Below are 25,428 nucleotides of genomic sequence, written 5' to 3' on the forward strand. Positions count from 1 at the left end.
CCGATCAGCTGCTCGAGCTGCAGCCCGTAGGAAGACAGTTTCATCGGATCGATGACGACTTCGACGAGATCGTCGCGCGCACCTTGCAGCGCGCCTTCCAGCACGCCCGGCACTTCCTCGATGCGGTCGCGCAACTCGCGCGCCGCCGCCGTGAGCATGCGCTCGGGCACTTCGCCCGACAGCGTCACGACAAGGACGGGGAATTCGGAGACGTTGACTTCGGAGACTACAGGCTCCTCGGCTGCCTGCGGCAGGTCGGCCTTGCCGTCCTGGACCTTGCTGCGTGTGTCCTGCAACGCCGTCGCCAGATCCGTCTGCGGGTGGAATTCGACCAGCACATAGCCGCCGCCCTGGAAGGCGGCCGAGCGCATCTCCTTGAGACCCTTGAGGCTCTTCAGCTTGGCTTCCATCGGCCGCAGCAGAAGGCGCTCCGAATCCTCGGGCGAGATACCCTGATAGATCAGGCTGACATACATCATGGGAATCGGAACGTCGGGTTCCGCTTCCTTGGGTGTCGACTGATAGGCGACCGCACCCGCGAGGATGAGGAAGACCAGGACCGAAATGGTCAGCCGGGCATTGCTGATTGCGAGTTTGACGATATCCATGATTACTGCGTCCCGGCCGTCGCTTCGCCCAACAGCTTCTGGATGGTCGCCTGGTCGGCCTCGACCGGCTTGACCACTTCGCCTTCCTTCACCAGTTCCTGGCCGGCGACGATGATGCGCGCATCGGCAGGGATGCCGCCGAGCACCAGGCCGGTTGGCGTGTCGTCGACCAAGTCGATCGGGAAGAACACGACCTTGTCGTCCTTGTCGACGGCGCGAATGCCGAGGTCGCCCTTGTCGCCCAGCGTCACCACGGAGCGCGGCAGCATGACTGCGTCGGTCGGCTGGGCGCTCAGCGCGATCTCGGCGGTCATCCCGGCCGGAATGGTGCCCTCGGGGTTGGGGATTGCGATCTCGACGCGGAAGGTGCGGGTGGCGGACGAGGCGTCGCGGCTGATATAGCGCACGGTGCCCTCGACATTCTGGCCGCTGACCAATCGTACATTCGCCTTGTCGCCGATCTTCAGATAGCCGAGATCACGTTCGCTGACCTCGCCGCGGGCGATCACCGGATCGAGGCTCAGAATGGTCGCCACTTCGCCGCCCTGCATCACGGAACTGCCGAGCTCCACCGGTACACGGTCGATGACGCCGTCAAACGGCGCCTTCACCTCGTTGCGGTCGAGCTCGGCCTGCGCGGCTTCCAGGTGCGACTGGGCTAGCGTCAGGCTGGAGCGAGCCGTATCGAGCTGCAGCTTGGGCAGATTGCCGGTTTTCATCAGCCGCAATGCTGCATCGAGTTCGGCCCGACGCTGAACCAGAAGCTGCTTGGCGTTGCTGACCGCCGAGAGCTTTTCCTCGGCTGCCAACATCAGCACGAGGTCGCCGGTCGTGACGCGCTGTCCCTGCTTGACCGGCAGCTTGTCGATGACGCCGGCGACGCGCGTCGCCAGGACCGCGCGCTTGTCGGCTTCGGTCAGTCCGGAAATGCGGATGGCGCGCGCATAGGTACGCCTAGGCGGGGTTATGATCGCGACGTTGCGCAACGGCGCCTTGGGCTGCTCTGCCTCAGCGGGCTTGGCCTGGCCGGCGTCAGCCGCCTTTGGCTGCTCGACCTCCCCCGCCTTGGGTTTATCGGCGGCCGCGCTGCCGACGGACGAGAACTCGCCCGTCACCATCCATGCAGCGAACCCGACAAGCACAACAATGGCTGCAAGCTTGTGAAACCTGTATTTCGGCATCGTCGTTTTTCCATTGCGCGGAGTTCGGCCAGGCCGCGTCTTCTAACTCGGCGCGTCGCCGATATGGGTGCGCGCAAGGCCGTGTTCAACTTGCCGTGATCGGCGAACGAGCTTCTACATCAAAGTTGCACCGCAATATAGTCAGAAAAGTTGATGGGTAATACTTCGCTGGACAGGATGCGCCCGCCGCCGTCAGGCGCGCCGGACCAGCGCGGCCGTTCGTCTGCGACATCGCACTCCGCGCAGCGCGGATGCGAAAGCAACCGCTAGGCCGCGTTCCTCGGGCAAGTCTTGGCTGCATCGACCGTCATCGGTGCCGTGCCTTGGCTTTCCTCTGCCGCTGGGGAGGCGCCATCGAAACAGCATGGCAGCAACTGTCAGCATGATGGCAATACTTCATGCAAAGGTCACCTCCTTCGACAAGGGCAGTGTCCGGATGCGCTTGCCTGCTAGTGCGAAGATGGCGTTGGCGAGTGCCGGTGCCGCCGGCGGCGTGCCGACTTCGCCGACGCCGCCCATCTTGTGAAAATTCTCCAGGATGGCGACTTCGAACGCCGGACACTGGGAGATGCGCATGGCGTCGTAGTCATGAAAATTCGACTGTTCGACCATGCCGTCGGCGAAAGTAATTTCCTGACCCATCGCTGCCGACAGGCCGTAGATGGCGGCGGAGACGAGTTGCGCCTCGATGATATCAGGATCGAGCGCGGTGCCGACATCGGCGGCGATCCACACCTTCTCAATGCGGATTCCGGACGGCGTGTCGGCGACCTGGACGATCTCACCGACCCAACTGCCGAAGGACAGCGTGAACGCCATGCCCTTGGCCTTGCCGGCGGGCAGCGCCTCGCCCCATTTCGCCATCGCGGCGACCTTCTCGACAACTTTCACCGCCGCCGGACAGGCAGCCATCAGCGTCTTGCGCAGTTCGACCGGATCGACTTTCCCGGCGGTGGCGATCTCGTCCATGAAGCCCTCATGAAAGAAGCCGTTGATCGAGCAGCCGACCGATCGCCAGAAGCCGACCGGGATGGAGGCGGGCGCAGCAATGCCGCTGACCCGGTAATTCGGGATGGTGTAGGGCTGGTCGTAGGCCCCATCGACAATGGACTTGTCGGGGCCAAGCGGCGGGATCGAGGGAAACAACCGGCGCAAGGTGCTGGCTATCAGCGATGGCGAGGCGATTGTCATGTCGACGGCGAACGGTATGCCGTCGTTGCCAAGCCGCGCCTGGAATTTGCCGACCGAAGCCGGCCGGTAGGCGTCGTGGCGCATGTCCTCCTCGCGCGTCCAAATCACCTTGATAGGCCGGCCTGCCGTTTCTTTCGCCATCAGCGCAGCACAGAGCGCATAATCCACCTCGATACGTCGGCCGAAGCCGCCGCCCATGAAGGTGGTGTGGACGCTGACCTTGTCCTGCTCAATGCCGACAGCATTGGCGCAAAGCTGCCGTACCAAGGTCGGCGCCTGGTTGCCGCACCAGATGTCGAGGACGCCGTCCTTCAGCCGCGCCGTGGCGTTCATCGGCTCCATCGTCGCATGTGCCAGATAAGGCACCGCATAGTCGGCCTCGACGATCCTTTCGCGCGGCGCATCGGCGAAGGCGGTATCGACATCGCCATCGTCGCGCATCACCGACCCTTTGGTGCCGAGCGCCTGCTCCAGCACCTCGGAAATGCCGGCGCTGTCCAGCGGATATTCGGGATCGGCCCATTCGGCGTCGATCGCCTCCGCCGCCTTGAACGCCGCCCAGGTGTTTTCTGCGATGATGCCGAAGCCGTGGCCGTAATTCGTGTCGATCGGCACGATCTTGATCACGCCAGGCATTTTCTCGGCGTTGGAGAAATCCGCCTTGACCGGCTTGGCCCAGAAGCGCGGGCTCATCTTGACCGTGCCGTACAGCATCTCCGGCAGCGTCACGTCGATGCCGAAGATCGGCGCCCCGGTGACCTTGGCCAGCATGTCGATGCGTCTTTGCGGTTTGCCGAGCAGTTTCCAGTCGGCTTTGTCTTTGAGCCTGATTTCCGCGGGCGGCGCCATCGTCGCGGCGGTCGCGGCGACAGCGCCATAGGTCAGCGACTTGCCCGACGCCTTGTGCAGGATCGAGCCATTGGCCGTTTCCAGATCGGCGGCAGCTATACCGAACTTTTGCGCGGCCGCTGCAATCAGCATCTGCCGCGCGGCGGCGCCTGCCTGCCGCATCTTGCCGAAACCATCGAGCGTCGATGTCGAACCGCCGGTGCCTTGCAGGGCGAGGAATTTTCCGACCACGCCCATGCCGGCGCGCACTATTTCCGCGGTCATGCTTTCGTCGAAGAAGGCGAACGGACCGCCCTCTTCCAGGATCGCCGCATTGAAATAGGCGTAGGAGGCCGGGCCGTGCTCGACCTTGATCTGGTCGAGCCCGACATCGAGCTCTTCGGCAACCATGGCAGCAAGCGTCGTCGAGATACCTTGGCCCATCTCGGCGCGCGGCGCGACGATGGTGATGGTGTTGTCGGCGCCGATCTTCACATAGGGGTTGAAGGTCGCTTCATCAGCGGCGAGGTAGCCTTCCAGCGGATTCGGGTAGGGTTTGCGGTAGTAATAGTAACCGACAGCGATGCCGCCCGCGATGGCAGCCGCTCCGATGAGAAACGTGCGGCGGGCGATCTTTCCGACACTGGCCATAGTCAGATCCCCGCCGTCTTGAGCACGACCGCTCTTTTGATCGCCGCACGGATCTTCGGGTAGGTGCCGCAGCGGCAGAGATTGCCGCCCATGGCATCGTCGATGTCGGCATCGGTCGGGTCGGCAACCTCGTCGAGCAACGCCACCGCGCTCATGATCTGGCCGGCCTGGCAGTAACCGCATTGGGCGACCTGCTCTTCCAGCCATGCCTGCTGTACCAGATGCAGTCTGCCTTCGGTACCGATGCCTTCGATCGTGGTGACCGCGCCGGTGACCTCACCGACCGGCAATGAACAGGAGCGCACCGGCTGGCCGTCGACATGCACCGTGCAGGCGCCGCAGGCGGCGATGCCGCAGCCGAACTTCGGCCCGGTCTTGCCCATGAGATCGCGCAGCGCCCACAGCAGCGGCATTTCGGGATCGGCATTGACGTCGAATGCCTGCCCGTCGACGGTGAGGCGCATCGGGATACCCTTTGTTGTCGTCCACAGCCCGAGGCAAAAGGACGGTCGGCCATTTCGTCCTCATACATCTTGACAAATTACGTCATTTTGTCAACAGAGCTTTTGCAGGATAAAGTCGCGCCATGATCGAGATCGAGGACATCGCCACCGACCCCAAGCGCGTCCGCATTCTGGACAGCGCGATGAAGGTGTTTCTGGCCTATGGTTTCGCCCGCACCACCATGGACGACATTGCGCGTGCCGCCGACATGTCGCGGCCGGCGCTTTATCTCCAGTTCAAGAACAAGACCGATATTTATCGCGCCATCGCGTTGATGCTGCTCTCCCGCTCGCTCGAGCAGGCGAAAACGGCACTCGCCGGCGAAGAACCATTTGCCGAGCGCACGATGCGGGCCATCGACGAAGCGCTGATCTCGATGACGCGCACCGTCCACGCCTCGCCGCATGGCGCCGAACTCCTCGACATGAAGTCGAGTCTCGCCGACTTGATCGGCTGCTGGCGCAGCCGGTTTGCCGAGCATGTCGCCGCAGCGATCCAGAGCGAGGCCGGACGCAATGGCGTCGATCTCACCGCCAAGGGCTTGTCGGCAAAATTGCTGGCCGACATGCTGCTCGACGGGCTGGAAGGCATGAAGATGCGCATCAGCGATCCGGACGAGCAGCGGCGGGCCGCGGCCGCGCTGATCAAGGTGATCGATCTAGCCTTGCAAAAAAGCTGACAATTCAAAACGCCTCAGGCTCGGCGACGCGCTGCTTCGGGCTTCTTGCGTGCCGCGAGGAACTCCTTGACCCGCCGCCCCGGTGCCGGACCACGCACCGGCTTGAAGCCGTCATCGAGTTCGCCTGAGAGATCAAGCGTCGGCCGCTTGCCGACGGCGTCGTAATTCTCCTCCAGCCAGTCGCTGGCGGCGGTGCGGCCAAGGTCGCGCAGATAGGTCAGGAATGCCCATTCGGCATTGACCTTGGACGATGCCGACAGGTCCTTGAACGCCTCGTCGGCATCGATGCGGTGCATGCGGATGTCGCGGTATTCGCCATGCGGCAGCCGGCCGGCTGCAATCAGCTCCTTGATGAAGGCGATCGAGCGGAATTCGCGCAAGAGTCCGGCGTTGAAGGTGATCTCGTCGATGCGATTCTGGATTTCGTTGGCGCTCTTCGGCGTCCCCTCGCGGACCACCGGATTGATCTGCACCAAAAGCACGTCCTCGGTGGCAGTCGTCTTGAAGAACGGGAACAGCGCCGGATTGCCGCCATAGCCGCCATCCCAGTAGGGCACCCCCTTGATCTCGACGGCGCGGAACAGCTGCGGCAGGCAAGCCGACGCCATCACCGTGTCAAGGTCGATCTCGCCATCGGAAAAGACGCGTAACTGCCCGGTCTCGACATTGGTCGCGGAGATGAACAGCTCCATCGACTTGCAGGCGCGCACATTGCCGAAATCGATCTCCTTTTCAATCACGTCGCGCAGCGGATTGAGGCCGAGCGGGTTGGCGACATAGGGCGAAAACACCCGCGACATGGTGTCGAAAAAGAGATAGCCCGGCGTGTTCTCGATCGACCAATTGCCCCAGGCCACGTCCCACGGCATGCGCTGCACCGGGCTGAACCGGCCCTTCCGCGCCACCGCGCGCCAGAAATCGTCGAGCTTCTGCCGCGCGCCCTCGACGCCGCCGCGAACGAAGCCGTCGGCCAGCGCCACCGCGTTCATGGCGCCGGCGCTGGTGCCGGAAACCGCCGCAATGTCGAGCCGTCCGTCCTCCAGCAACTGGTCGAGCACCCCCCAGGAGAAGGCGCCGTGCGAGCCGCCACCCTGCAGCGCGACGTTGATCTTCTTGGGCTCCTCCACCTTGCCGTTCGTCGTCATGGCGTTGCCTTTGATTTGTCGGCCAGATTTGTTTCGCGCGGCAAATTCACTGGGCGGTCCAGCCGCCGTCGACCGAAATATGCGTGCCGTTGATCTGCGCCGCCGCATCCGAGCACAGGAACACCGCGGCAGCAGCAACCTGCTCGACCGTGACGAACTCCTTGGTCGGCTGCTTTTCGAGCATGACCTCGCGGACCACAGTGTCGCGGTCCATCTTGTTCGCCTTCATCTGGTCGGGGATCTGTGCCTCGACCAGCGGCGTCAGCACATAGCCGGGGCAGATGGCGTTGCAGGTGATCTTGTCGCGCGCCAGTTCCAAAGCGATCGTCTTGGTCAGCCCCATGATGCCGTGTTTGGCCGAGACATAGGCCGACTTGAACGGCGAGGCGACCAGCCCGTGGGCCGAGGCGATGTTGACGATCCTGCCGCCGCCGGCTTGTTTCATCAGCGGGATCACGGCAGCGATGGTGTGGAAGGCCGACGACAGATTGATGGCAATGATCGCGTCCCATTTCTCGATGGGAAATTCTTCCACCGGCGCGACATGCTGGATGCCGGCATTGTTGACCAGGATGTCGACCGAGCCGAACGTCTCGGCTGCTTTCGCGACCAGAGCCCGGCATTCGGCCGGCTTCGACATGTCTGCCTTGATATAGGCGGTCTTCACGCCGTGATGTTTGGCGATCGCATCGGTGATGGCCTGGTCGTCGGCAGTGTCGGAAAAGGAATTGACGACGACGTTGCAGCCGTCGGCCGCAAGCGCATGGGCGATGGCCAGGCCGATGCCCGAGGTGGAACCGGTGACGATGGCGGTTTTTCTGCTGGGCAAGGCGAAATCCTTCAGTAAGGTGCTAACGGAAGCATATTGCAGTGCAGCATATATGTCTCGTGCGGCGCAAGAACAGCGGCGCGGATTGGCGATGACATGAAATTTTTGTCATGAATGAGGACACCCTCACTCGAAGTTGTGCGCCTGACAGACCGTGTGAAAACAGTTTGTCAGCGATCCCGGGTAGCCACTTCGGGGTGCTCCTGAGATTGCGTTTTGGATGAAATCCGGCTCATGAAAAGATGGAGAGCTCTGCGCGCGGCGAGCGATGGCGGCTCGGACGGATGCCACTCCGGAAAATGACCATCGATCGCCATGCGCGCCAACCCGTAGACAAATGCGCGCGCGGCAAGCACCAGATGGTCAAAGTCGGTGTCCGGAGCAAGCCGACCTTCTTGTAGCGCTTGGGTCAGCAGGTCGATCATCTTTCGGCGAACGGCTTCATTCTGATCACGAAGACTATCCGACGCGTCGAAATCAATCAGCGTTCGAGAACTTATGATCTGGAAATGCGTCGGATTGCTGATCGCCCATTCCAGATAGCCTTGTCCGATCGCTTCGAAGGCCACGATGGGATCTGCGCTGTCGACTTTGGACTGTGCATCGGCAACGGCTTCGGTCAGCCGGTTCATGGCCTGTTCGGCGACAGCGGTCAGCAGCGCTGTTTTCGACCGAAAATGCCGGAATGGCGCGCCGGGCGAGACGCCGGCACGTTTTGCGGCCTCACGCACGGAGACATGCTCTGCTCCGCGCTCTTCGATGATCTCCACGGTAGCAGCGATCAAGGCCTCAACCAGATTGCCGTGATGATAGCGCTTGGGGTTGGCGGCTTCGCCGGAATCCGTTGGGTTGGTCATGCCTGCCCAATAGCACGAGGCCGAAATGTAATCACCGATTATTTTCTTGCGCCCGAGCGATTCCTATGTAATCAGTGATTACAACGTCAACGGAGGTTACCATGCTTCGCATCATCGCAACGACTGTCCTCGCTTTCTCTTTATTGTCGCTCGGGTCTGCCCAGGCCGAAGATCGGCCAACCCTGGAAATCGTCTGGCCGGTGGCCGGTTCGGTCATCGAACTCGGCAACGATCCCGAGAAGGCGATAGGCGTCATCGTCAGGAGCAACTTCACGCTGCTGCCAGCGGGTGAATGCGACGGCGTCGGCCAATGCGGCCACGTGCATATGAAGATCGATCCCACCGGAGATACCTGCAACATCCCCGGCAAGCCGTACAACAGCATGAACAGCGACTTTGGCGGCGATCTTATCAAGGCTCGTTTCGGCCATTGTCCGGATGCCGCCGGCAAGCACGTGATCGGCGTGCTACTTGCCGATGATCATCACAAGCCCATTCTTGTGGACGGCAAACCCGTTACCGCTCTGGTGACGGTGACGACGAAATAATGCATGTCGCGCAAAAGTGTGCAGCGGTTTTGCGATAACGACATGCATAAAACAACAACCTAAAGCGCGTCGCATGAGGCCGATCAAACGCGACGCGCTTTAGCGTGGCCGGAGTCCCTCAGCCTCATTCGAGGCGGAGATTTTCTGACACGGTCTACTGATGAGAGATTTCGGCCGGGTTCGGTCCGGCCGGCGATCACGACATGGTGTCGAGCTTGCGCTGCATGGCGGCGATCTGTTCCTTCAACTCCTGAAGGTCGTCAGGTTTTTCCGACGTTTCTTTCCTGGGCGGCTCCGCCGGCGCTGCGGAAGAGCCATTCAAGCCTGCGGGTGGGAAGGGCGTGAACAGGCGCATGGCGTTCTGGAACATCTCCATATTGCGGCGCGTCTGCTCTTCCAGCGCTTTGATCGGCGTGGCGATCTTCATCATGTCCAGCGGCGACTTGCCCAACGCACCCTTCATCTGCTCGCGGAAGCGTTCCTGTTCCTTTGAGAAGGCGATCATCGATTGTTCGAGGAAGCTCGGCACGATCATCTGCATCTGGTCGCCGTAGAAGGCGATCAACTGGCGCAGGAATGGAATTGGCAGCATGTTCTGCCCTTCCTTGTTCTCCAGTTCGAAGATGATCTGGGTCAGCACCGGATGGGTGATGTCGTCGCCGGTCTTGGCGTCCTGGACGGTGAACTCCTCGCCCTTCTTGACCATTTCGGCAAGGTCCTCGAGCGTCACATAAGTGCTGGTGCCGGTGTTGTAGAGGCGGCGATTGGCATATTTCTTGATGATAATCGGTTCGTCTTTCGCGGCCATCAGCATCCTCCCAGGACACCGGCGCATTTGAGTAAGCTGCCGGTAACGATTGCGCCTTTTCAAGGATATGCGCAAAAGCGTCACAATTCCAAGCGGTTTGTGCAGTGCGGGATAAATTAATGCTGCATGGCGGCCCAAATATGCTGCGCAGCAATGCGCCAGACTGTTTCCACGATCGCGAGCGACCTGCTTGCGACGCATGGCCGTCATGCTCATTTCAGGTTTGACTTGGATCATTGAAAGGGCAAGAAAAGCCCTGACGATACCAAAACTCGATACCTCGAAGTCTGGAGAAGAACATGTCCGCTGCTATCGTTGTCGCCAGTGCGGCGCGCACGCCCGTCGGGTCCTTCAACGGCGCCTTTGCCGCCACCCCGGCGCATGAGCTTGGTGCCGTGGTCATCAAGGAACTGCTGTCCCGTGCCGGTGTCGAGCCGGCGGAGGTCGACGAGGTCATCCTCGGCCAGGTGCTGACCGCGGCTCAGGGCCAGAACCCCGCCCGCCAGGCATCTATCAATGCCGGCCTGCCAAAGGAAACCACGGCCTGGGGCCTCAATCAGGTTTGCGGCTCAGGTCTGCGCGCTATTGCTCTCGGTATGCAGCAGATCGCCACCGGCGATGCCAGGGTGATCGTCGCCGGCGGGCAGGAATCGATGTCGCTGGCCCCGCACGCTCAACACCTGCGTGCCGGCGTCAAGATGGGCGACTACAAGATGATCGACACCATGATCAAGGACGGGCTTTGGGATGCCTTCAATGGCTACCACATGGGCAACACGGCCGAAAACGTCGCTCGCCAGTTCCAGATTACCCGCGAGGACCAGGACGGGCTCGCATTGGCCTCCCAGAACAAGGCAGAGGCCGCACAGAAGGCCGGCAAATTCAAAGACGAGATCGTGGCTTTCATCGTCAAGGGCAAGAAAGGCGACACGACAGTCGACCAGGACGAATATATCCGCCACGGCGCCACGATCGACGCCATGACCAAGCTAAGACCGGCCTTCGACAAGGACGGCACGGTGACCGCCGCCAATGCCTCCGGCATCAATGACGGCGCCGCCGCTGTGCTGCTGATGACCGAGGCGGAAGCCGCAAAGCGCGGCATCACGCCGCTGGCGCGCATCGTGTCCTGGGCGACCGCGGGTGTCGATCCGCAGATCATGGGCACCGGGCCTATTCCCGCCTCGCGCAAGGCGCTGGCCAAGGCCGGCTGGTCGGTCGGCGATCTCGACCTGGTCGAAGCGAACGAGGCTTTCGCCGCGCAGGCCTGCGCCGTCAACAAGGACATGGGCTGGGATCCGTCCATCGTCAATGTCAATGGCGGCGCCATCGCCATCGGCCATCCGATCGGCGCCTCCGGTGCCCGCATCTTCAACACGCTGGTTTACGAGATGCGCCGCAGAAGTGCCAAGAAGGGCCTCGCCACGCTGTGCATCGGCGGCGGCATGGGCGTCGCCATGTGCGTGGAAGCACTCTGAAGACAGACTACAGCGCCGGGCGTCCCTTGGGACGTGCAAAGGAGGCTGTAGCACTTGCGCATGATCCTTTTTCGAAAATCGATTTCGATTTTCGGGGTTCATGCGCCAGCCAAGCCATGAAATAGTCGGTGGCGAACGGGCTCAATCGCCGTTAGAGCGTTCAGCGCCCGCCACTCACGAATTAAAAAGGGAGGAAACCATGACAAAGGTAGCACTCGTCACCGGCGGGTCGCGCGGTATTGGCGCCGCGATTTCGATCGGCCTGAAAAACGCCGGCTATCATGTCGCCGCGAACTACGCCGGCAATGACGAAGCGGCGCAGAAATTCAAGGCAGAGACCGGCATCCCGGTCTACAAATGGTCGGTGGCCGACTACGATGCCTGCGCCGCCGGCATTAAGCAGATCGAGGCCGATCTCGGCCCGGTCTCCGTTCTGGTCAACAATGCCGGGATCACCCGCGACGCCATGTTCCACAAGATGACGCGCGAGCAATGGAAAGAGGTCATCGACACCAATCTTTCCGGCGTGTTCAACATGACCCACCCGCTGTGGGGCGGCATGCGCGACCGCAAGTTCGGCCGCGTCATCACCATCTCCTCGATCAACGGCCAGAAGGGTCAGACCGGCCAGGTCAATTATTCGGCGTCGAAGGCCGGCGACATCGGCTTCACCAAGGCGCTCGCCCAGGAAGGAGCGCGGGCCGGCATCACCGTCAATGTCATCTGCCCCGGCTATATCGCTACCGAGATGGTCAGGGCGATGGACGAAAAGGTGCTCAACGAGCGCGTCATCCCGCAGATCCCGGTCGGCCGCCTCGGCGAGCCGGAAGAGATCGCACGCTGCGTCGTCTTCCTCGCTTCCGACGATGCCGGTTTCATCACTGGCTCGACCATCTCCGCCAATGGCGGCCAGTACATCACCTGAGGCGGCGGAACCGGATAGTAGCGGCTGTCAGGCGACAAGCTTCAGCCCTGGTCCGGCTGCAGGCTCGGTCTTGGCGATCGGACCCGGCTCGCGCGAAGGGGCCGGCAGGCGGGCAAGCGGCGCCCGGCTGAGGCCTGACAGTTTCAAGGCGATGCGACGCTTCAGGAATGGATTGAGGTTCAGCGCCGAAAGCACGAGATTGCGGGCGAACCGCTTCACCGAATTGCGGGTAAGCGCCATCCCGGTCATCGTGGCAGCCAGTTCAAGCACCTCTTGGGCCGCCGGGCGGCGCAGCGCTTCGTAAAGGTCGAGCTCCGCTTCCGGACGCACGCCTTTCACCACGTCGCCAAGCAACTGGCCAAGCACGACCGCGTCGATGATGCCGGTGTTCATGCCTTGCCCTCCCGCCGGGCTGTGCACGTGCGCGGCATCACCCATGAGGAACAACCGGTCCTTGCGGTACGAGCGGACCAGGCGGTGATGCACACGAAAACGCGAGCTCCACGACAGGTCGAGCACCCGGGTTCTTTTCTTGGTCGGTCCGCGGCTGTCGAGCAGCGCCTGGATGTCGGCGATCTCGGGCTTTTCCGGTGCGTCATCCATTGTCGCGACGACCCGGTACGATCCGTCCGGAAGCGGCGCCACCACCACCAGCCCGGCCGGTGCAAAGAACAGCGACACTTCCGTCGGCCCAACCGGCCAGTCGAGACGAACATCGGCGAGTACGAACGAAGCGTCATAGGCCGCGCCGTCGAACTCGATGCCGGTCGACCTGCGCACCAGGCTTTGCATGCCGTCGGCACCAACGACATAGCGTGCCGATATCAGTTTCTCGCGGCCGTTCTCGACCACCGTCACGCGCGCGCCGTCAGCATCCTGAACGACCGCCTTGGCCTCGACCATGCGGTGAATCACACCGCCCAGGGCTGCGATCCGTTCGGCGAACACCTGCTCGGTCAGGTTCTGAGGCAGCATCATCAAATAGGGATGCCTTGACGGAAGCTTGCCGAAATCAAGCGTGAGCTGCGCCCGATTGCGGTCGCGGATGGCGAAATTCTGCAGCTTCAGGGCAAGTTCGCTCAGCCGCTGCGTGACGCCGAGAGGCTCCAGCGTTTCCAGCGTCTGCGAGTGGATGACGCCAGCCCGCGAGGTCTGAAGGCCCTGCGCCAGCCTGTCGATCAGAACATGATCGACACCGGCCTGGTGCAGCACGATGGACAGCGCCATGCCGGTCGGGCCGGCGCCAATGATCAGGACTTCCGTTGTATCGGGCAACATTTTTTCTCTCCATTTGTCAACGATCGTTGACTTTCTAGTCGAAGCTATTGCATTTGTCAACGGCCGTTGGCATATGAATTTTCATGACCGAGAATCAGCCGAAGAAACCCAGCAAGTCGGACCGCACGCGCGCCCAAATCCTCGAGGCCGCGAGGCTCCTGTTCGCCGAGCGCGGCTATGACGGCGCCTCCATCCGCGACGTCGCGGCGCATGCCTCGATCGATCCGGCCATGGTGATCCGCTATTTCCGCAGCAAGGACGAGCTGTTCGCCAGGGCGGCGGTCGTCGACCTGCAATTGCCGGCACTTCGGGTGATCGACCGAAACACCATCGGTGAAACGCTGATCAGGCGTTTTCTCGAAATCTGGGAGGGCGCGGCCAGCGGTCCTGGCATGGCAATTCTGCTGCGTTCGGCGACGTCGAACGAATTCGCCGCCGAAAAGCTGCGTGACGTATTTGGCAACCAGGTCAGGCCGGTGGTTGCGGCGGTCGCTGATCCCGCCGACGCGGGTCGACGTGCCGGGCTCGTTTCGAGCCAGTTGCTGGGTTTGGCGATGTGCCGATACCTGCTGCGGCTTCCGCCCGTCGTCGCCCTGTCCCACGATGAAATCATTCAGAACGTCGGCCCTACCTTGCAGCGCTATGCCGTGGGAGAGGACGTTTCTTGAACCTGGAGTCTGGTCTGGTCCTCGTGCGCGACTGCGCCGACCGACGGACGTTGACACCGATTTGTGCCGAAGCGGCACGCAAAAGTTAACGGCGGCCGCACAGCCTGTGCAAAACCCTGTTCCTCGCCTGTGGATAACAGGTGGAAAACCTGTTCACGACACAACATATTGGGGTGAACAAACCGGGAAACACCCGCCAGCGCTGATTCGTCGCCGTTTCGTTCCGGCTTTGACCGGAAGGTTAACGACAAAGGCTGAAAACATCCCTCAAACCGTAAAGGCGCGTTAGGAAAGATCAATAATTTCATAATGTTGGGTGATGCCCGCCGGCCTGCGCCGATCGTTTACCGGCAACTGTTAAGGAGGACGTCCGCCCTGCATGAATCGGGCCAGTTCGGCGATTCAGCATGTGGTGAGACTCGTCGGCAAAAAGTCCAGATGTAGCCGTGAACAAAACCTGAATCAGCAAGAGTCAGCGATTCGTAGCTGATTCGTTCCAGACTCGTTCCAACTGTTAATCAGGACCGGTTGACAACACCAGACGAGAGCCTTCGAGCTGCAGTCGGAACATTCCGCTTTCGCTTCGCACTCGAAATCCCTATGTGTCGGCTGTCACACGCGCCGCCACGGGGCGCGCTCCCGACAACGCGAAGAAGAGAGCCTGATTTCCAGGTCGATGAACATCCCGCCGAAACATATTGAGCCGCTGATCCTCTCGGGCCGCGACGTGACTGCCGTGCTCGGGCCGACCAACACCGGTAAGACCCATCTCGCCATCGAGCGCATGGTGGCGCATGAAAGCGGCATCATCGGCCTGCCGCTCAGGTTGCTCGCCCGCGAGGTTTATTCACGCGTCTGCGAGAAGGTCGGCGCTCACAAGGTGGCGCTCATCACCGGCGAGGAGAAGATCCAGCCCGACGGTGCCAGATATTCGGTCTGTACCGTCGAAGCCATGCCGCGCGAGACCAACGCCGCCTTCGTCGCCATCGACGAGGTGCAGCTGGCCGGCGATCTCGAGCGCGGCCACATCTTCACCGACCGTATCCTGCATCTGCGCGGCCGCCAGGAGACATTGCTGCTCGGCGCAGCCACCATGCACGGCATCCTCCAGCGTCTGCTGAAGGGCGTGTCGGTGGTGACCCGGCCACGGCTGTCGCATCTCGCCTATGCCGGCTCGAAGAAGCTGACCCGCCTGCCGCGACGCACGGCGATCGTCGCCTTTTCCGCCGACGAGGTCTATGCGATTGCCGAACTGATCCGCCGCCAGCAAGGGGGTGCGGCCGTCGTGCTCGGCGCGCTATCACCCCGCACTCGCAACGCGCAGGTGGAGCTGTTCCAATCGGGTGATGTCGATTACCTGGTCGCCACCGATGCGATCGGCATGGGCCTGAACCTCGATCTCGATCATGTCGCCTTCGCTCAAAACCGTAAATTCGATGGCTACCAGTATCGCAACCTGACGGCGGCCGAGCTCGGCCAGATCGCCGGCCGCGCCGGCCGGCACTTGCGCGACGGCACTTTCGGCGTCACCGGCCAGGTCGATCCGCTCGACGAAGATCTGGTCAAGAAGATCGAAGGGCATGAGTTCGACCCGGTGAAAGTGCTGCAATGGCGCACCGCGCATTTCGATTTCGCCAGCCTCGATGCGCTGAAGCGCTCCACCGAGACCAACGCGCCGGTCGAAGGCCTGACGCGTGCGCTACCGGCTGTGGATGCGCAGGCGCTCGAGCATTTGTCCCGCGACGAGGATATCCGGGCCTTGGCCACCAACGCCAAGCGCGTGGCGCTGTTGTGGGAGGCCTGCGCCCTTCCCGACTACAGGAAGATCGCGCCTGCCCAGCATGCCGACCTGATCGCCTCGATCTACATGGACCTTGCCAGGCATGGCCATGTCGACGAGAATTACATGGCCGAGCAGGTGCGCCGTGCCGACACCACCGAGGGCGACATCGACACGCTGTCGCACCGGATCGCCCAGATCCGCACCTGGACATTCGTCTCCAACCGGCCCGGCTGGCTGGCCGATCAGGCACACTGGCAGGAAAAGACGCGCGAAATCGAAGACAGATTGTCGGATGCGCTGCATGAGCGGTTGACGAAACGCTTCGTAGACCGCAGGACTTCCGTCCTCATGCGGCGCCTTAGAGAAAATACCATGCCTGAAGCCGAAATTAGCCCAACCGGAACTGTCCTCGTCGAAGGCCATCATGTCGGCGAGTTGCAAGGGTTCCGCTTCACCGCCGACCAGAGCGCCGGCGGCGAGGACGCCAAGGCAGTGCGCACAGCAGCCCAGAAGGCGCTTGCAGCCGAATTCGAGGCGCGGGCCGAACGCTTCGGCGCCTCGGCCAATGGCGACATCGCGCTCGGCTCCGACGGCACGCTGCGCTGGATCGGCGCGCCGATCGGCACGCTGGTCGCAGGCGACGAGCCGTTGAAGCCGCGCCTTGTGCTGCTGGCCGACGAGCAGCTCACCGGACCAGCCCGCGACAAGGTCGCGGCGCGCGCCGAGCGCTTCGTCAATTTCCAGATCGAGTCCTTGCTGAAGCCGCTGGTCGACCTCAAGAACGCCGAGCAGATCACCGGCATCGGCCGCGGCATTGCCTTCCAGCTCGTCGAGCATTTCGGCCTCATCAACCGCCGCGACATCGCCCAGGAGATGAAGTCGCTCGACCAGGAAGGCCGCGCCGCCCTTCGCCGGCTCGGCGTGCGCTTCGGCGCCTACCACGTCTTCGCGCCCGCGCTGATCAAGCCGGCCCCGGCCGGACTGGTGACGCTGTTGTGGGCGCTGCAGAACGACGGCAAGGACAAGCCCGGCTTTGGCGATGTGGTCCACGCGCTGGCCTCCGGCCGCACCTCGGTGGTCATCGATCCCACGTTCGACAAGGCCTTCTACAAACTGGCCGGCTACCGCAATCTCGGCCGTCGCGCGGTGCGCGTCGACATCCTTGAACGGTTGGCCGACCTGATCCGGCCCGCAACCAACTGGAAGCCGGGCCTCGGTCAGCGGCCCGACGGCGCCTATGACGGTCAGTCTTTCATGGTGACGCCGCCGATGATGTCGATCCTCGGCGCTACGGCCGACGACATGGAAGAGATTTTGAAAGGCCTCGGCTACCGAGCGGAGCCGAAGCCGGCAGTCGAGGTGAGGGCGCGGCTCGAGGCACAGAACAATGCCGCGCGTGAAGCCGCCGCGGCCAAGCAGGAGGCGGAAGAAGCTGCGCGAGCCGAGCAGGCCAAGGCAGCGGACGCCGCGGTTGCGGACGCAGCCGCCGAGGCGCCGGCCGAGAGTTCGGAGCCGGATGCAGTGGCAGAGACCACAGCCGAAGCGCCCGCGGAAACCACCACCGAAGCGGAGCCTGTCGCAGAAGCTCAGCTGGAAGCGCCGGCTGAGTTCACGCAAGAGGAACTGCCTGCAGCCGAAGCCGCAGCTGAAATGCCTGCGGTACCCGCGGCTCAGCCAGAGGCAGAACCCGAAGCCACCGAGATTGCGGTCGCACCTGCAGAGCCGGCTCCCGAAGCCTCGCCTGCGACGGGCGCAGTGTCGGCCGAACCTGCCGCGGCGGCGGCAGCCGCCACCGGCGAGGCTGCTCCAGAGGCCGAGAAAGAGGCCGAAGAACCAAAACCCATCCTGTTGTGGCGGCAGGGCCGCTTCGACCAGCGTCCGCGCCACCGCCACCACGACAGCCGGCCCCGTGACAGGGACAATCGCCCGCGCAACGGGCAAGCCGCCCGCGATGGCCGTGGCGACGCACCGGCAGATGCCACCGGCGGACAACCGGCCGGCGCTCCAGGCAGCCGGCCCCCCCATCAAGGACGCCGCGACGGCGACGGCGCCGGCAAGCCGCGCTTCGACCGCAGCAAGTTCAAGCCCAAGCCTCAGGGTGAGGCAGGGGAACGGCGCGACGGCAAGCCGCAGGGCGAGCGTCCCGATCGTCGCGAAAGCCGGCCGGACTGGAAGGGCGGCAGGCAGGACGGCAAGGGTGGCGCACCAGGTGGAAAGCCCGCGTTCCAGCCTAAGCCTCGCGAGGAGCGTCCCGTGCGCTTCGACCCGGATTCTCCATTCGCCAAGCTCGCCGCGTTGCGCGACCAGCTGAAGAAGTAAGTTCGCTCGCTCCGATGGTCGCCGAAGGCCGCCAGCGCATCGATAAATGGCTGTTCTTTTCGCGTGCGGTGAAATCGCGCTCGCTGGCAGCGAAGCTGGTGGTGGCCGGACGCGTCCGCATCAATCGCGACAAAGCAGCGCAGGCCTCCGATCTGGTCCGGGCCGGCGACGTCCTGACCATCACTCTCGAGCGGCGCATCTTCGTCTGGAAGGTGCTCCGCACGGGAAGCCGGCGCGGCCCTGCCGAAGAAGCGCGCATGCTCTACGAGGATATGTCGCCGCCGCCCGCGCCGAAGGGCGAGGCCGTTGCCGATGCGATTCCCGCGCTGCGCGATGCCGGCAGCGGCCGCCCGACCAAGAAGGAACGCCGGGAGACCGACCGGTTGTTAGGCGACGACTGACGCATAACCGGGCTTCGCCGCATCGCCCCTCTGGAATTCCATTCCGGAAACACCGGTATCGCGCGCAATGGCTGCCCTTGCAAGCGGCGGGTAAAGACGTTACCTCACCAAAAAAGCCTAACAAAAACGGGACGTCCGGGAGCCGACCGATGACCTATGTCGTGACCGACAATTGCATAAAATGCAAATACATGGACTGCATCGAGGTCTGCCCGGTCGACTGCTTCTACGAAGGCGAGAACATGCTCGTCATCCATCCCGACGAATGCATCGACTGCGGCGTCTGCGAACCGGAATGCCCGGCAGACGCGATCAAGCCCGACACCGAGCCGGGTCTCGACAAATGGCTGCAGATCAACACCGAATACGCTGATAAATGGCCCAACATCACCGCCAAGAAGGAGCCTCCGGCCGACGCCAAATCCTTCGATGGCGAGGCCGGCAAGTTTGAGAAATATTTCTCCCCCGAGCCCGGCGAGGGCGACTGACAAGACCGCTGTTTCAGCCAGCATAACGCCGCCTAAAAGGCATGGTACATTAACTGCCTTGGCAGGCGGCGATGGCACATGGCCTTCGCGCGTGCAGCAAAACCTTGATTCTTCCGACTTTTTGTGCTACATCAACCAAACATGCCGGTGACACAACGTCGATTTATGGCGCAAACGCCCCAAATCACTGAAAGGTGAATTTCTCAATCCGGACCAGAGTGATCTGGGGCAGGCGGTCGCAATTATGCGGTTTGCCGGCCTCGGCTTTTCCGGTGGGTTCGTAGTTGTGCGGCTAACGATCGGTTACCCGATCGCGCGAGTTCGGCCGGCAGAATGCCGGTACCACACCAAGGAGTTCATGGCGTAATGGCAACAATCACCCCGCAGAAGAAGTCCAGCGCAGCGCGTCACGGTTTTAAGACCGGCGAGTACATCGTCTATCCGGCGCACGGCGTCGGCCAGATCGTCTCGATCGACGAGCAGGAAGTTGCGGGCCACAAGCTGGAACTGTTCGTCATCGACTTCCAGAAGGACAAGATGCGTCTGAAAGTGCCGGTTGCCAAGGCGACCTCCATCGGCATGCGCAAGCTGTCGGAAGAGGATTATGTCGATCGCGCGCTGAAGGTCGTGCAGGGCCGCGCCCGCGTCAAGCGCACCATGTGGTCGCGCCGCGCCCAGGAATATGATGCGAAGATCAATTCCGGCGACCTGATCTCGATCTCCGAAGTGGTGCGCGACCTCTACCGCGCCGACAACCAGCCGGAGCAGTCCTATTCCGAGCGCCAGCTTTATGAGGCGGCACTCGACCGCATGGCGCGCGAGATCGCGGCCGTCAACCGCATGTCGGAAACCGAAGCGGTGCGCCTCATCGAGGTGAATCTCAACAAGGGTCCGAAGCGCGGCGCCAAGGCCGACAACGAAGAAGCCGAGCAGGAAGAAGCAGCCTGAGCGCTTCTCGCCTTCGAATTTGGAAAAACCCGGCCTCGCGCCGGGTTTCTCTTTTTATGCATGTCGTTATCCCAAAACCGCTGCGCACTTTTGGGCGACATGCATTAACCTTCGCCGCCGCCTTCCTTCTCCGCTTCCTGCTTCAGCGTCGCGATGAACCGCTTGGTTCGCTGCCGCTCCGGATTGCTGAACAAAACAGCGGCGGGGCCTTTCTCGACGATGGCGCCGGCGTCGAGGAACACCACTTCCTGCGCGATCTTCGAAGCGAGGCGCAAATCATGCGTCGCCATCACCATGGTGGTGCCCTCACGAGCGAGCTGGCTGAGCACGTCGACCACCTCCTGAGCCAGTTCCGGATCGAGCGCCGAGGTCGGCTCGTCGCACAGCAGCACTTTCGGCGATGGCGCCAGCGCCCGGGCAATCGCCACGCGTTGCTGCTGGCCGCCTGACAGGGTCGCCGGCCAGGCATCGGCCTTGTGCGCCATGCCGACCTTTTCGAGCAGAGCGAGCGCCCGCTCGCGCGCTCGCTCGACCGGCCATTTCAGCACCGTCACCAGCCCCTCCATGACATTTTCGATTGCCGTGCGGTGCGGAAACAGCTGGAAATTCTGGAACACCATGCCGGTCTGCAGCCGCAGGCGCTGGATGGCCGTGCCGGAAACCTTGCCGCCGGGATGGAATTCGAGCGCGTCGTCGCCGATGCGCACCGTGCCCGAAGTCGGCATCTCGAGCAGGTTGATGCAGCGCAGAAGCGTGCTTTTTCCGCCGCCCGAGGGACCGACAAGGGCGGTGACGCTGCCTTCCTCGATGGTGACCGTCACGCCCTTCAGCACTAGGTTGTCGCCGAAGCGCTTCTCGATGTCGGTAAGACCGATCATGAGCGCGCCTCCAGGAAGCCGCCATAGCGGCTGAGCCGCTTTTCCAAGCGCGTCTGCAACGCCGACAGCACCGAGCTCAGCGCCAGATAGAGAGCCGCCGCCTCGACATAGAGGATCAGCGGCTCATAGGTGGTGGCGACGATGCGCTGCGCCGCCTGGAACATCTCCGGCACGGTGATGGCGGCGGCCAGCGATGTATCCTTGACCAGCGAGATGAAGGTGTTTGACAGCGGCGGCACCGCGACGCGGCCTGCTTGTGGAAGAATCGTGCGCCGCATCGCCTGGCTCCAGGTCATGCCGATCGAATAGGCCGCTTCCCACTGCCCCTTCGGCACCGAGCCTATGACGGCGCGGATGATCTCCGACGTATAGGCGCCGATGTTGAGCGTGAAGCCGATCAACGCAGCTGAAAAAGCGTCGAGCAGGATGCCGACCGAGGGCAGGCCGTAGAAGATCAGGAAGAGCTGCACCAGAAGCGGCGTGCCACGGAAGATCCAGACGTAGAAGCGGACCACGGCGACCAGCGGCTTCGGACCGAACAGCCGAACGAGCGCCGCAACCAGTCCTACGAAGAGACCGAATGCGAACGACAGCAGCGTTAGCGGCACGGTGAAGATCAGCGCGGCCCATAGCAGCGTGGGCAACGAGTCCAGCATCAGTTGCAGCCAGTGCGGCACGAAAACCCTCCTTGCGAGATGGCCGCCCAAAACCGCCCCGGCAGCATCGAAGCGCGATCATACGGCCGCCATATCACGCGAAAAGCGGCGGCCGTCAAAGACAGCTCGCCGCGATACCTGCCATACGGGCCGGCAACCGGCCCGCTCCGTGAAATGCGCTTACTTCGAAACGTCCTGGCCGAAATAAGTGTCGGCGATCTTCTGGTAGGTGCCGTCGGCCCTGATATCGGCCAGCGCCTGATTGATGGCGGCGACCAGTTCCGGATCGCCCTTGCGCACGAGGACGCCGGAATAGTCGGCGTTTTCTTCCTGCGCGGCGATCTTCACATTGGCGTCGGGCTTGTGCTTCTTGAAATCGAGGAAGGACAGGCTGTCGTTGATGGTGGCGTCGGCACGGCCGGTAAGAAGCAGCTGGATCGACTGGTCGAAACCATCGGTGCCGACGAGTTCGGCGCCGTTCGCTTCGGCGAGCTTGCCGAAATTCGAGGTCAGCGACTGCGCCGCCTTCTTGCCCTTGAGGTCGGCAAAGCTCTTGATGTCGGTATTGTCGCCGCGCACGATCAGCACCGCCTTGGACGCGATATAGGGATCGGAGAAATCATACTTGGCCTTGCGCTCCTCGGTGATACCGACCTGGTTGATGACGGCGTCATAGCGCTTGGCGTCGAGGCCGGCGATCAGCCCATCCCATTTGCCTTCGAGGAATTCGGCCTTGACGCCGAGGCGCTCGGCGATCGCCTTGGCGATCTCGACATCGAAGCCGACCAATGCGCCCGAGGCATCATGATAGGTGAAGGGGGCATAGGTACCCTCCGTGCCGACCTTGAAGACACCGGCCTGCTTGATCTGCTCGAGATTGGCGCCGGCATGGCCTGATGTGACGGCCAGTACCTGCAGTATTGCGGCGACGATAAGCGAATTGAGCCATTTCATTTTTCTGTGATCCCGTCATTGGCCGGCGTACGCCGCATTTGTGAGCGCCGGAAACTGACAGATGCGGGCTGGCGAAATAAGGAACCAGATTTCAAAAATGAGACGCTTTCGAAATCCAATTCTCAAAACCACATCGAGTCGCGCCAACCGACCACGTAGCGACCACCGCAACGAGCTTTCGGCAGTGCAATCCACGCGACATCAGCGGCGGAACCATTCACCCGCGTGGCACGTTCTTGGCTGTTGTAGGGCGCGGCGTCGCCAATTCAACCACGATGCCAGCTTAGGGTTCGAGCGATCGCACCGCAACGCCCGGAACAGGGAGCGTGGCATGATGGAAGATATGGCAGGGCGAACCATGGTCCGCGCGGCGATGAAAGCCCCCTATCTCGAGCGCGACGAAGAGCATCTTCTCGCGCTGCGCTGGAAGGAAGACAACGACCAGCAGGCGCTGCACCAAATCGCCATGGCACATATGCGTCTGGTCATTTCCATGGCCTCGAAATTCCGCCACTACGGTCTGCCGCTCGGCGATCTGGTCCAGGAAGGCCATGTCGGCCTGCTGGAGGCGGCGGCCCGCTTCGAACCGGAACGCGAGGTGCGGTTTTCGACCTACGCGACATGGTGGATTCGCGCCTCGATGCAGGACTATATCCTGCGCAACTGGTCGATCGTGCGTGGCGGCACCAGTTCGGCGCAAAAGGCGTTGTTCTTCAATTTGCGGCGCCTGCGCGCCCGCTTGGCGAACGGTGCCGAGCCGATCTCGAATACCTCGCTCTATCGCGAGGTGTCGGTCGCGCTCGGCGTCTCCGAGGCTGACGTGGCGATGATGGACTCCCGCCTTTCGGCACCGGATAGCTCGCTCAACCAGCCGCTCGCCGACGATGCGGGCGCCACCGAGCGAATGGATTTCCTGGTTTCGGACGATCCTTTGCCGGACGAGGTCGTGGGCGACACGATCGATGTCGAACGCCGTTCTGTCTGGCTGAAAACGGCGCTCGGCGCGCTCAATGCCCGCGAGCTCAGGATCATCGAGGAGCGCCGGCTGAGCGACGAGGGCGCGACGCTCGAAGCCCTCGGCGAGGCGCTCGGCATCTCCAAGGAACGCGTCCGCCAGATCGAGGCACGCGCCATGGAAAAGCTCAAGGTGGCGCTGGTGAAGCAAAACCCCGAGTTTCTGGCGACCGCCGCCTGACTCTTATTTGTCGGTGATGATCTTGACCTTGTCGCCGGCCGAAACGGCTGCACCGGGCGACATCGCATTGAGCACCCTGAACAGGTCGAGCTTGCGGTCGACGCCGACCATCTGCGCGGCGAGCGAACCCATGGTCTGTCCGGGCCGCACCGTGACAACGCGGATATGCAGCGGCTTCAGCGCCGCTTTCTCGGCCGCGCTCAAGATACGGAAGGAACCGCTGACCGAGCGCGCCACGGCATCCAGCGAGGCGCTGGCGGAAGGGGCAGCCGTCAGCAGCCGGTAGACCTGGCCACCGGCGCGGATCACCGCGATGTCGAACTGCCAGCCCTCGGCACTGGCATGCGCCGTCGCCGCGTCGTTGCCATTGATCGTTTCCTGGCGCACGCTGCTTTCGTCGAGACCGGCCACCCAGCCGCTGCGGATGTAGTCGGTCAGCGAGCGGCTCTTGTCGATCGAAACGCCATCGAAGCGAATCGCTATGTCGCCTGGCCCGGTTGCCGTCACCGCCGCGGCCGAGTTGTCGATGATGAAGCCGTCGGGCACCGAGAACGACACGCCGAGCCCTGGATGCAGGAAGGTTTCGCCACGCACATAGCCCTCCTCCGGCGTGTCGCCGTAGAGCAGGCCGTCTATGCCGGCGAGGAAGGCGTCGCGGTCGCGCGTGCCGACGCCGGGCGCGCCGAACTGGCGGGCATGACGCTGCGCCAGATCGATGCGCTGCGGCGTGTTAGGATGCGTCGCCAGGAAGTCGAGGCTGGCGTCGGTGGCGCCGCTGATCGAGCGGAAATCGGTGTAGGCCGACATCGACTGCAGGAAGCGGCCGGCGGCAAAGGGATCGAAGCCCGCCTCGCCGATCGACTTGATGCCGATGCCATCGGCCTCAAGCTCCTGATTGCGCGAGAACTGGGCAAGCCGCAGCTTGCCGCGGATCAGTGCCGCCTTGGCGGTCGGGCTGTCGCCGAGCACGTCGGAGACGACCTTGGTTGCAAACCCCTCCTCAGCCTCGAGCTGCTGGCGCTGCAAGCCGTGGTTTGCAGTGACGTGGCCCATCTCATGCGCGATGACCGCGGCGAGCTCGGCCGAATCGTTGGCCAGCGCCAACAGGCCGCGCGTGATGTAGAGATAGCCGCCCGGCAGCGCGAAAGCATTGACGTTGGGCGAATTAAGGATGGTGATGCGGTAGGTCTGGCTCGGGTTGGCCGACACCACGGTCAGGCTGCCGACGACCTTGGCGACCATGCGCTCGAGCTTGGGATCGGAATACTCGCCGCCATAAGTGGCCAGGATGCGCGGATGCTGCGCCTTCGCCATTTCGGCGAGCTTGCTGTTGGCGGCGACATTGTCGACCGTGATCGGTTTGCTGGAAGGTTGGAAGCCGGATTCCTGAACGTCCGGCGGCGTGAACATCTGGCAGCTTGCCAGCGCCATGGCAAAGCCGGCCAGCGCGAGGAAGCGCGCCAGCGGTTTCCTTCTCACTCTGTCGGTGCCGGTCGGCAGAACAGCTTCCTTTCGGGTCTCAGCACATGGCCCCGAAAATCGGGCATCGATTTTCAGAAAGGATCATGCGCACAATCAACTGCCACAGCGTCCTTCGCGGCCATGAGCACGCATGGCACACCGTAGTG

The 25,428-nt window shown here is 62.8% G+C and carries 23 protein-coding genes and 1 pseudogene; 10 read left to right on the forward strand and 14 right to left on the reverse strand.

Annotated elements, in window-relative coordinates; all coding sequences use genetic code 11:
- The 4 genes from AC0L3L_RS18265 to AC0L3L_RS18280 all read right to left on the reverse strand — a co-directional run.
- On the reverse strand, positions 1 to 608 hold a 608-nt coding region (locus tag AC0L3L_RS18265; RefSeq protein WP_473638624.1), incomplete at its 3' end, for an efflux RND transporter permease subunit.
- A gap of 2 nt (positions 609 to 610) precedes the next feature.
- A complete protein-coding gene (locus tag AC0L3L_RS18270) occupies positions 611 to 1,789 on the reverse strand; it encodes an efflux RND transporter periplasmic adaptor subunit (RefSeq protein WP_473638625.1) in 1,179 nt (392 codons plus the stop codon).
- A 396-nt stretch (positions 1,790 to 2,185) separates the two neighbouring features.
- On the reverse strand, positions 2,186 to 4,459 hold the full coding sequence (locus AC0L3L_RS18275; RefSeq protein WP_473638626.1) for a xanthine dehydrogenase family protein molybdopterin-binding subunit: 2,274 nt from the start codon (positions 4,457 to 4,459) through the stop codon (positions 2,186 to 2,188).
- A gap of 2 nt (positions 4,460 to 4,461) precedes the next feature.
- Positions 4,462 to 4,923, reverse strand: coding sequence for a (2Fe-2S)-binding protein (locus AC0L3L_RS18280; protein ID WP_123150164.1), 462 nt, complete (start codon positions 4,921 to 4,923; stop codon positions 4,462 to 4,464).
- Positions 4,924 to 5,045: 122 nt separating this feature from the next.
- Between AC0L3L_RS18280 and AC0L3L_RS18285 the strand changes: the two genes are divergently transcribed.
- Positions 5,046 to 5,642: a TetR/AcrR family transcriptional regulator gene (locus AC0L3L_RS18285; protein ID WP_473638627.1), complete on the forward strand. Its 597-nt coding sequence runs from the start codon at positions 5,046 to 5,048 to the stop codon at positions 5,640 to 5,642.
- A gap of 14 nt (positions 5,643 to 5,656) precedes the next feature.
- On the opposite strand, the gene AC0L3L_RS18290 is transcribed toward AC0L3L_RS18285, so the two are convergent.
- From AC0L3L_RS18290 to AC0L3L_RS18305, 4 genes and pseudogenes are all read right to left on the reverse strand, one after another.
- Entirely contained in the window at positions 5,657 to 6,787 is a 1,131-nt protein-coding gene (locus tag AC0L3L_RS18290) for a patatin-like phospholipase family protein (RefSeq protein WP_473486374.1), read from the reverse strand.
- Positions 6,788 to 6,833: 46 nt separating this feature from the next.
- Positions 6,834 to 7,616, reverse strand: a complete 783-nt coding sequence (locus AC0L3L_RS18295; RefSeq protein WP_473638628.1) for a 3-hydroxybutyrate dehydrogenase — start codon at positions 7,614 to 7,616, stop codon at positions 6,834 to 6,836.
- Between the two features lie 170 nt (positions 7,617 to 7,786).
- The gene (locus AC0L3L_RS18300) at positions 7,787 to 8,248 is read right to left on the reverse strand and encodes a TetR-like C-terminal domain-containing protein (RefSeq protein ID WP_473486389.1); all 462 of its coding nucleotides are present in this window, start codon (positions 8,246 to 8,248) and stop codon (positions 7,787 to 7,789) included.
- Positions 8,249 to 8,272: 24 nt separating this feature from the next.
- Positions 8,273 to 8,473: pseudogene (locus AC0L3L_RS18305) on the reverse strand (helix-turn-helix domain-containing protein); the annotation flags it as partial.
- Between the two features lie 101 nt (positions 8,474 to 8,574).
- Here AC0L3L_RS18305 and AC0L3L_RS18310 point away from each other — a divergent pair.
- Positions 8,575 to 9,021, forward strand: a complete 447-nt coding sequence (locus AC0L3L_RS18310) for a hypothetical protein (protein ID WP_473525652.1) — start codon at positions 8,575 to 8,577, stop codon at positions 9,019 to 9,021.
- Positions 9,022 to 9,217: 196 nt separating this feature from the next.
- Here AC0L3L_RS18310 and phaR read toward each other — a convergent pair whose 3' ends face one another.
- Positions 9,218 to 9,829, reverse strand: coding sequence for a polyhydroxyalkanoate synthesis repressor PhaR (phaR, locus tag AC0L3L_RS18315; RefSeq protein WP_473486371.1), 612 nt, complete (start codon positions 9,827 to 9,829; stop codon positions 9,218 to 9,220).
- Between the two features lie 299 nt (positions 9,830 to 10,128).
- On the opposite strand from phaR, the gene AC0L3L_RS18320 reads away from it, so the two are divergent.
- Together AC0L3L_RS18320 and phbB are read left to right on the forward strand one after the other, a co-directional pair.
- The gene (locus AC0L3L_RS18320; RefSeq protein WP_473638629.1) at positions 10,129 to 11,307 is read left to right on the forward strand and encodes an acetyl-CoA C-acetyltransferase; all 1,179 of its coding nucleotides are present in this window, start codon (positions 10,129 to 10,131) and stop codon (positions 11,305 to 11,307) included.
- Positions 11,308 to 11,506: 199 nt separating this feature from the next.
- The gene (gene phbB, locus AC0L3L_RS18325; protein WP_473638630.1) at positions 11,507 to 12,232 is read left to right on the forward strand and encodes an acetoacetyl-CoA reductase; all 726 of its coding nucleotides are present in this window, start codon (positions 11,507 to 11,509) and stop codon (positions 12,230 to 12,232) included.
- 27 nt (positions 12,233 to 12,259) lie between these two features.
- On the opposite strand, the gene AC0L3L_RS18330 is transcribed toward phbB, so the two are convergent.
- On the reverse strand, positions 12,260 to 13,510 hold the full coding sequence (locus AC0L3L_RS18330; RefSeq protein WP_473638631.1) for an FAD-dependent oxidoreductase: 1,251 nt from the start codon (positions 13,508 to 13,510) through the stop codon (positions 12,260 to 12,262).
- Positions 13,511 to 13,593: 83 nt separating this feature from the next.
- On the opposite strand from AC0L3L_RS18330, the gene AC0L3L_RS18335 reads away from it, so the two are divergent.
- The 5 genes from AC0L3L_RS18335 to AC0L3L_RS18355 all read left to right on the forward strand — a co-directional run bounded on the left by AC0L3L_RS18335 (position 13,594) and on the right by AC0L3L_RS18355 (position 20,117).
- On the forward strand, positions 13,594 to 14,178 hold the full coding sequence (locus tag AC0L3L_RS18335; protein ID WP_473638633.1) for a TetR/AcrR family transcriptional regulator: 585 nt from the start codon (positions 13,594 to 13,596) through the stop codon (positions 14,176 to 14,178).
- A 676-nt stretch (positions 14,179 to 14,854) separates the two neighbouring features.
- Positions 14,855 to 18,280, forward strand: coding sequence for a helicase-related protein (locus AC0L3L_RS18340; protein ID WP_473638634.1), 3,426 nt, complete (start codon positions 14,855 to 14,857; stop codon positions 18,278 to 18,280).
- 14 nt (positions 18,281 to 18,294) lie between these two features.
- Positions 18,295 to 18,681 (forward strand): RNA-binding S4 domain-containing protein, encoded by a 387-nt coding sequence (locus tag AC0L3L_RS18345; RefSeq protein WP_473486366.1) that lies wholly within the window; start codon positions 18,295 to 18,297, stop codon positions 18,679 to 18,681.
- A gap of 149 nt (positions 18,682 to 18,830) precedes the next feature.
- Positions 18,831 to 19,169 carry a ferredoxin FdxA gene (gene fdxA, locus AC0L3L_RS18350; RefSeq protein WP_023762879.1) on the forward strand — a complete coding sequence of 113 codons (339 nt, stop codon included), beginning with the start codon at positions 18,831 to 18,833 and terminating at the stop codon, positions 19,167 to 19,169.
- 366 nt (positions 19,170 to 19,535) lie between these two features.
- Entirely contained in the window at positions 19,536 to 20,117 is a 582-nt protein-coding gene (locus tag AC0L3L_RS18355) for a CarD family transcriptional regulator (RefSeq protein WP_027152934.1), read from the forward strand.
- Between the two features lie 104 nt (positions 20,118 to 20,221).
- Here AC0L3L_RS18355 and AC0L3L_RS18360 read toward each other — a convergent pair whose 3' ends face one another.
- From AC0L3L_RS18360 to AC0L3L_RS18370, 3 genes are all read right to left on the reverse strand, one after another.
- Positions 20,222 to 20,995: an amino acid ABC transporter ATP-binding protein gene (locus AC0L3L_RS18360; protein WP_473638635.1), complete on the reverse strand. Its 774-nt coding sequence runs from the start codon at positions 20,993 to 20,995 to the stop codon at positions 20,222 to 20,224.
- Positions 20,992 to 21,672, reverse strand: a complete 681-nt coding sequence (locus tag AC0L3L_RS18365) for an amino acid ABC transporter permease (RefSeq protein WP_473486364.1) — start codon at positions 21,670 to 21,672, stop codon at positions 20,992 to 20,994. The genes AC0L3L_RS18360 and AC0L3L_RS18365 overlap by 4 nt, the downstream gene beginning before the upstream one ends.
- Before the next feature lie 159 nt (positions 21,673 to 21,831).
- Positions 21,832 to 22,605, reverse strand: a complete 774-nt coding sequence (locus AC0L3L_RS18370) for an amino acid ABC transporter substrate-binding protein (protein ID WP_473486363.1) — start codon at positions 22,603 to 22,605, stop codon at positions 21,832 to 21,834.
- A 331-nt stretch (positions 22,606 to 22,936) separates the two neighbouring features.
- On the opposite strand from AC0L3L_RS18370, the gene AC0L3L_RS18375 reads away from it, so the two are divergent.
- Positions 22,937 to 23,800 (forward strand): RNA polymerase factor sigma-32, encoded by an 864-nt coding sequence (locus AC0L3L_RS18375; RefSeq protein ID WP_095495354.1) that lies wholly within the window; start codon positions 22,937 to 22,939, stop codon positions 23,798 to 23,800.
- 3 nt (positions 23,801 to 23,803) lie between these two features.
- Here the strand turns inward: AC0L3L_RS18375 and AC0L3L_RS18380 are convergent, their stop codons facing one another.
- Positions 23,804 to 25,231 carry a M48 family metalloprotease gene (locus AC0L3L_RS18380; protein ID WP_473638728.1) on the reverse strand — a complete coding sequence of 476 codons (1,428 nt, stop codon included), beginning with the start codon at positions 25,229 to 25,231 and terminating at the stop codon, positions 23,804 to 23,806.
- Between the last annotated feature and the right edge of the window lie 197 nt (positions 25,232 to 25,428).

The organism is Mesorhizobium sp. WSM4849 (assembly GCF_055811385.1).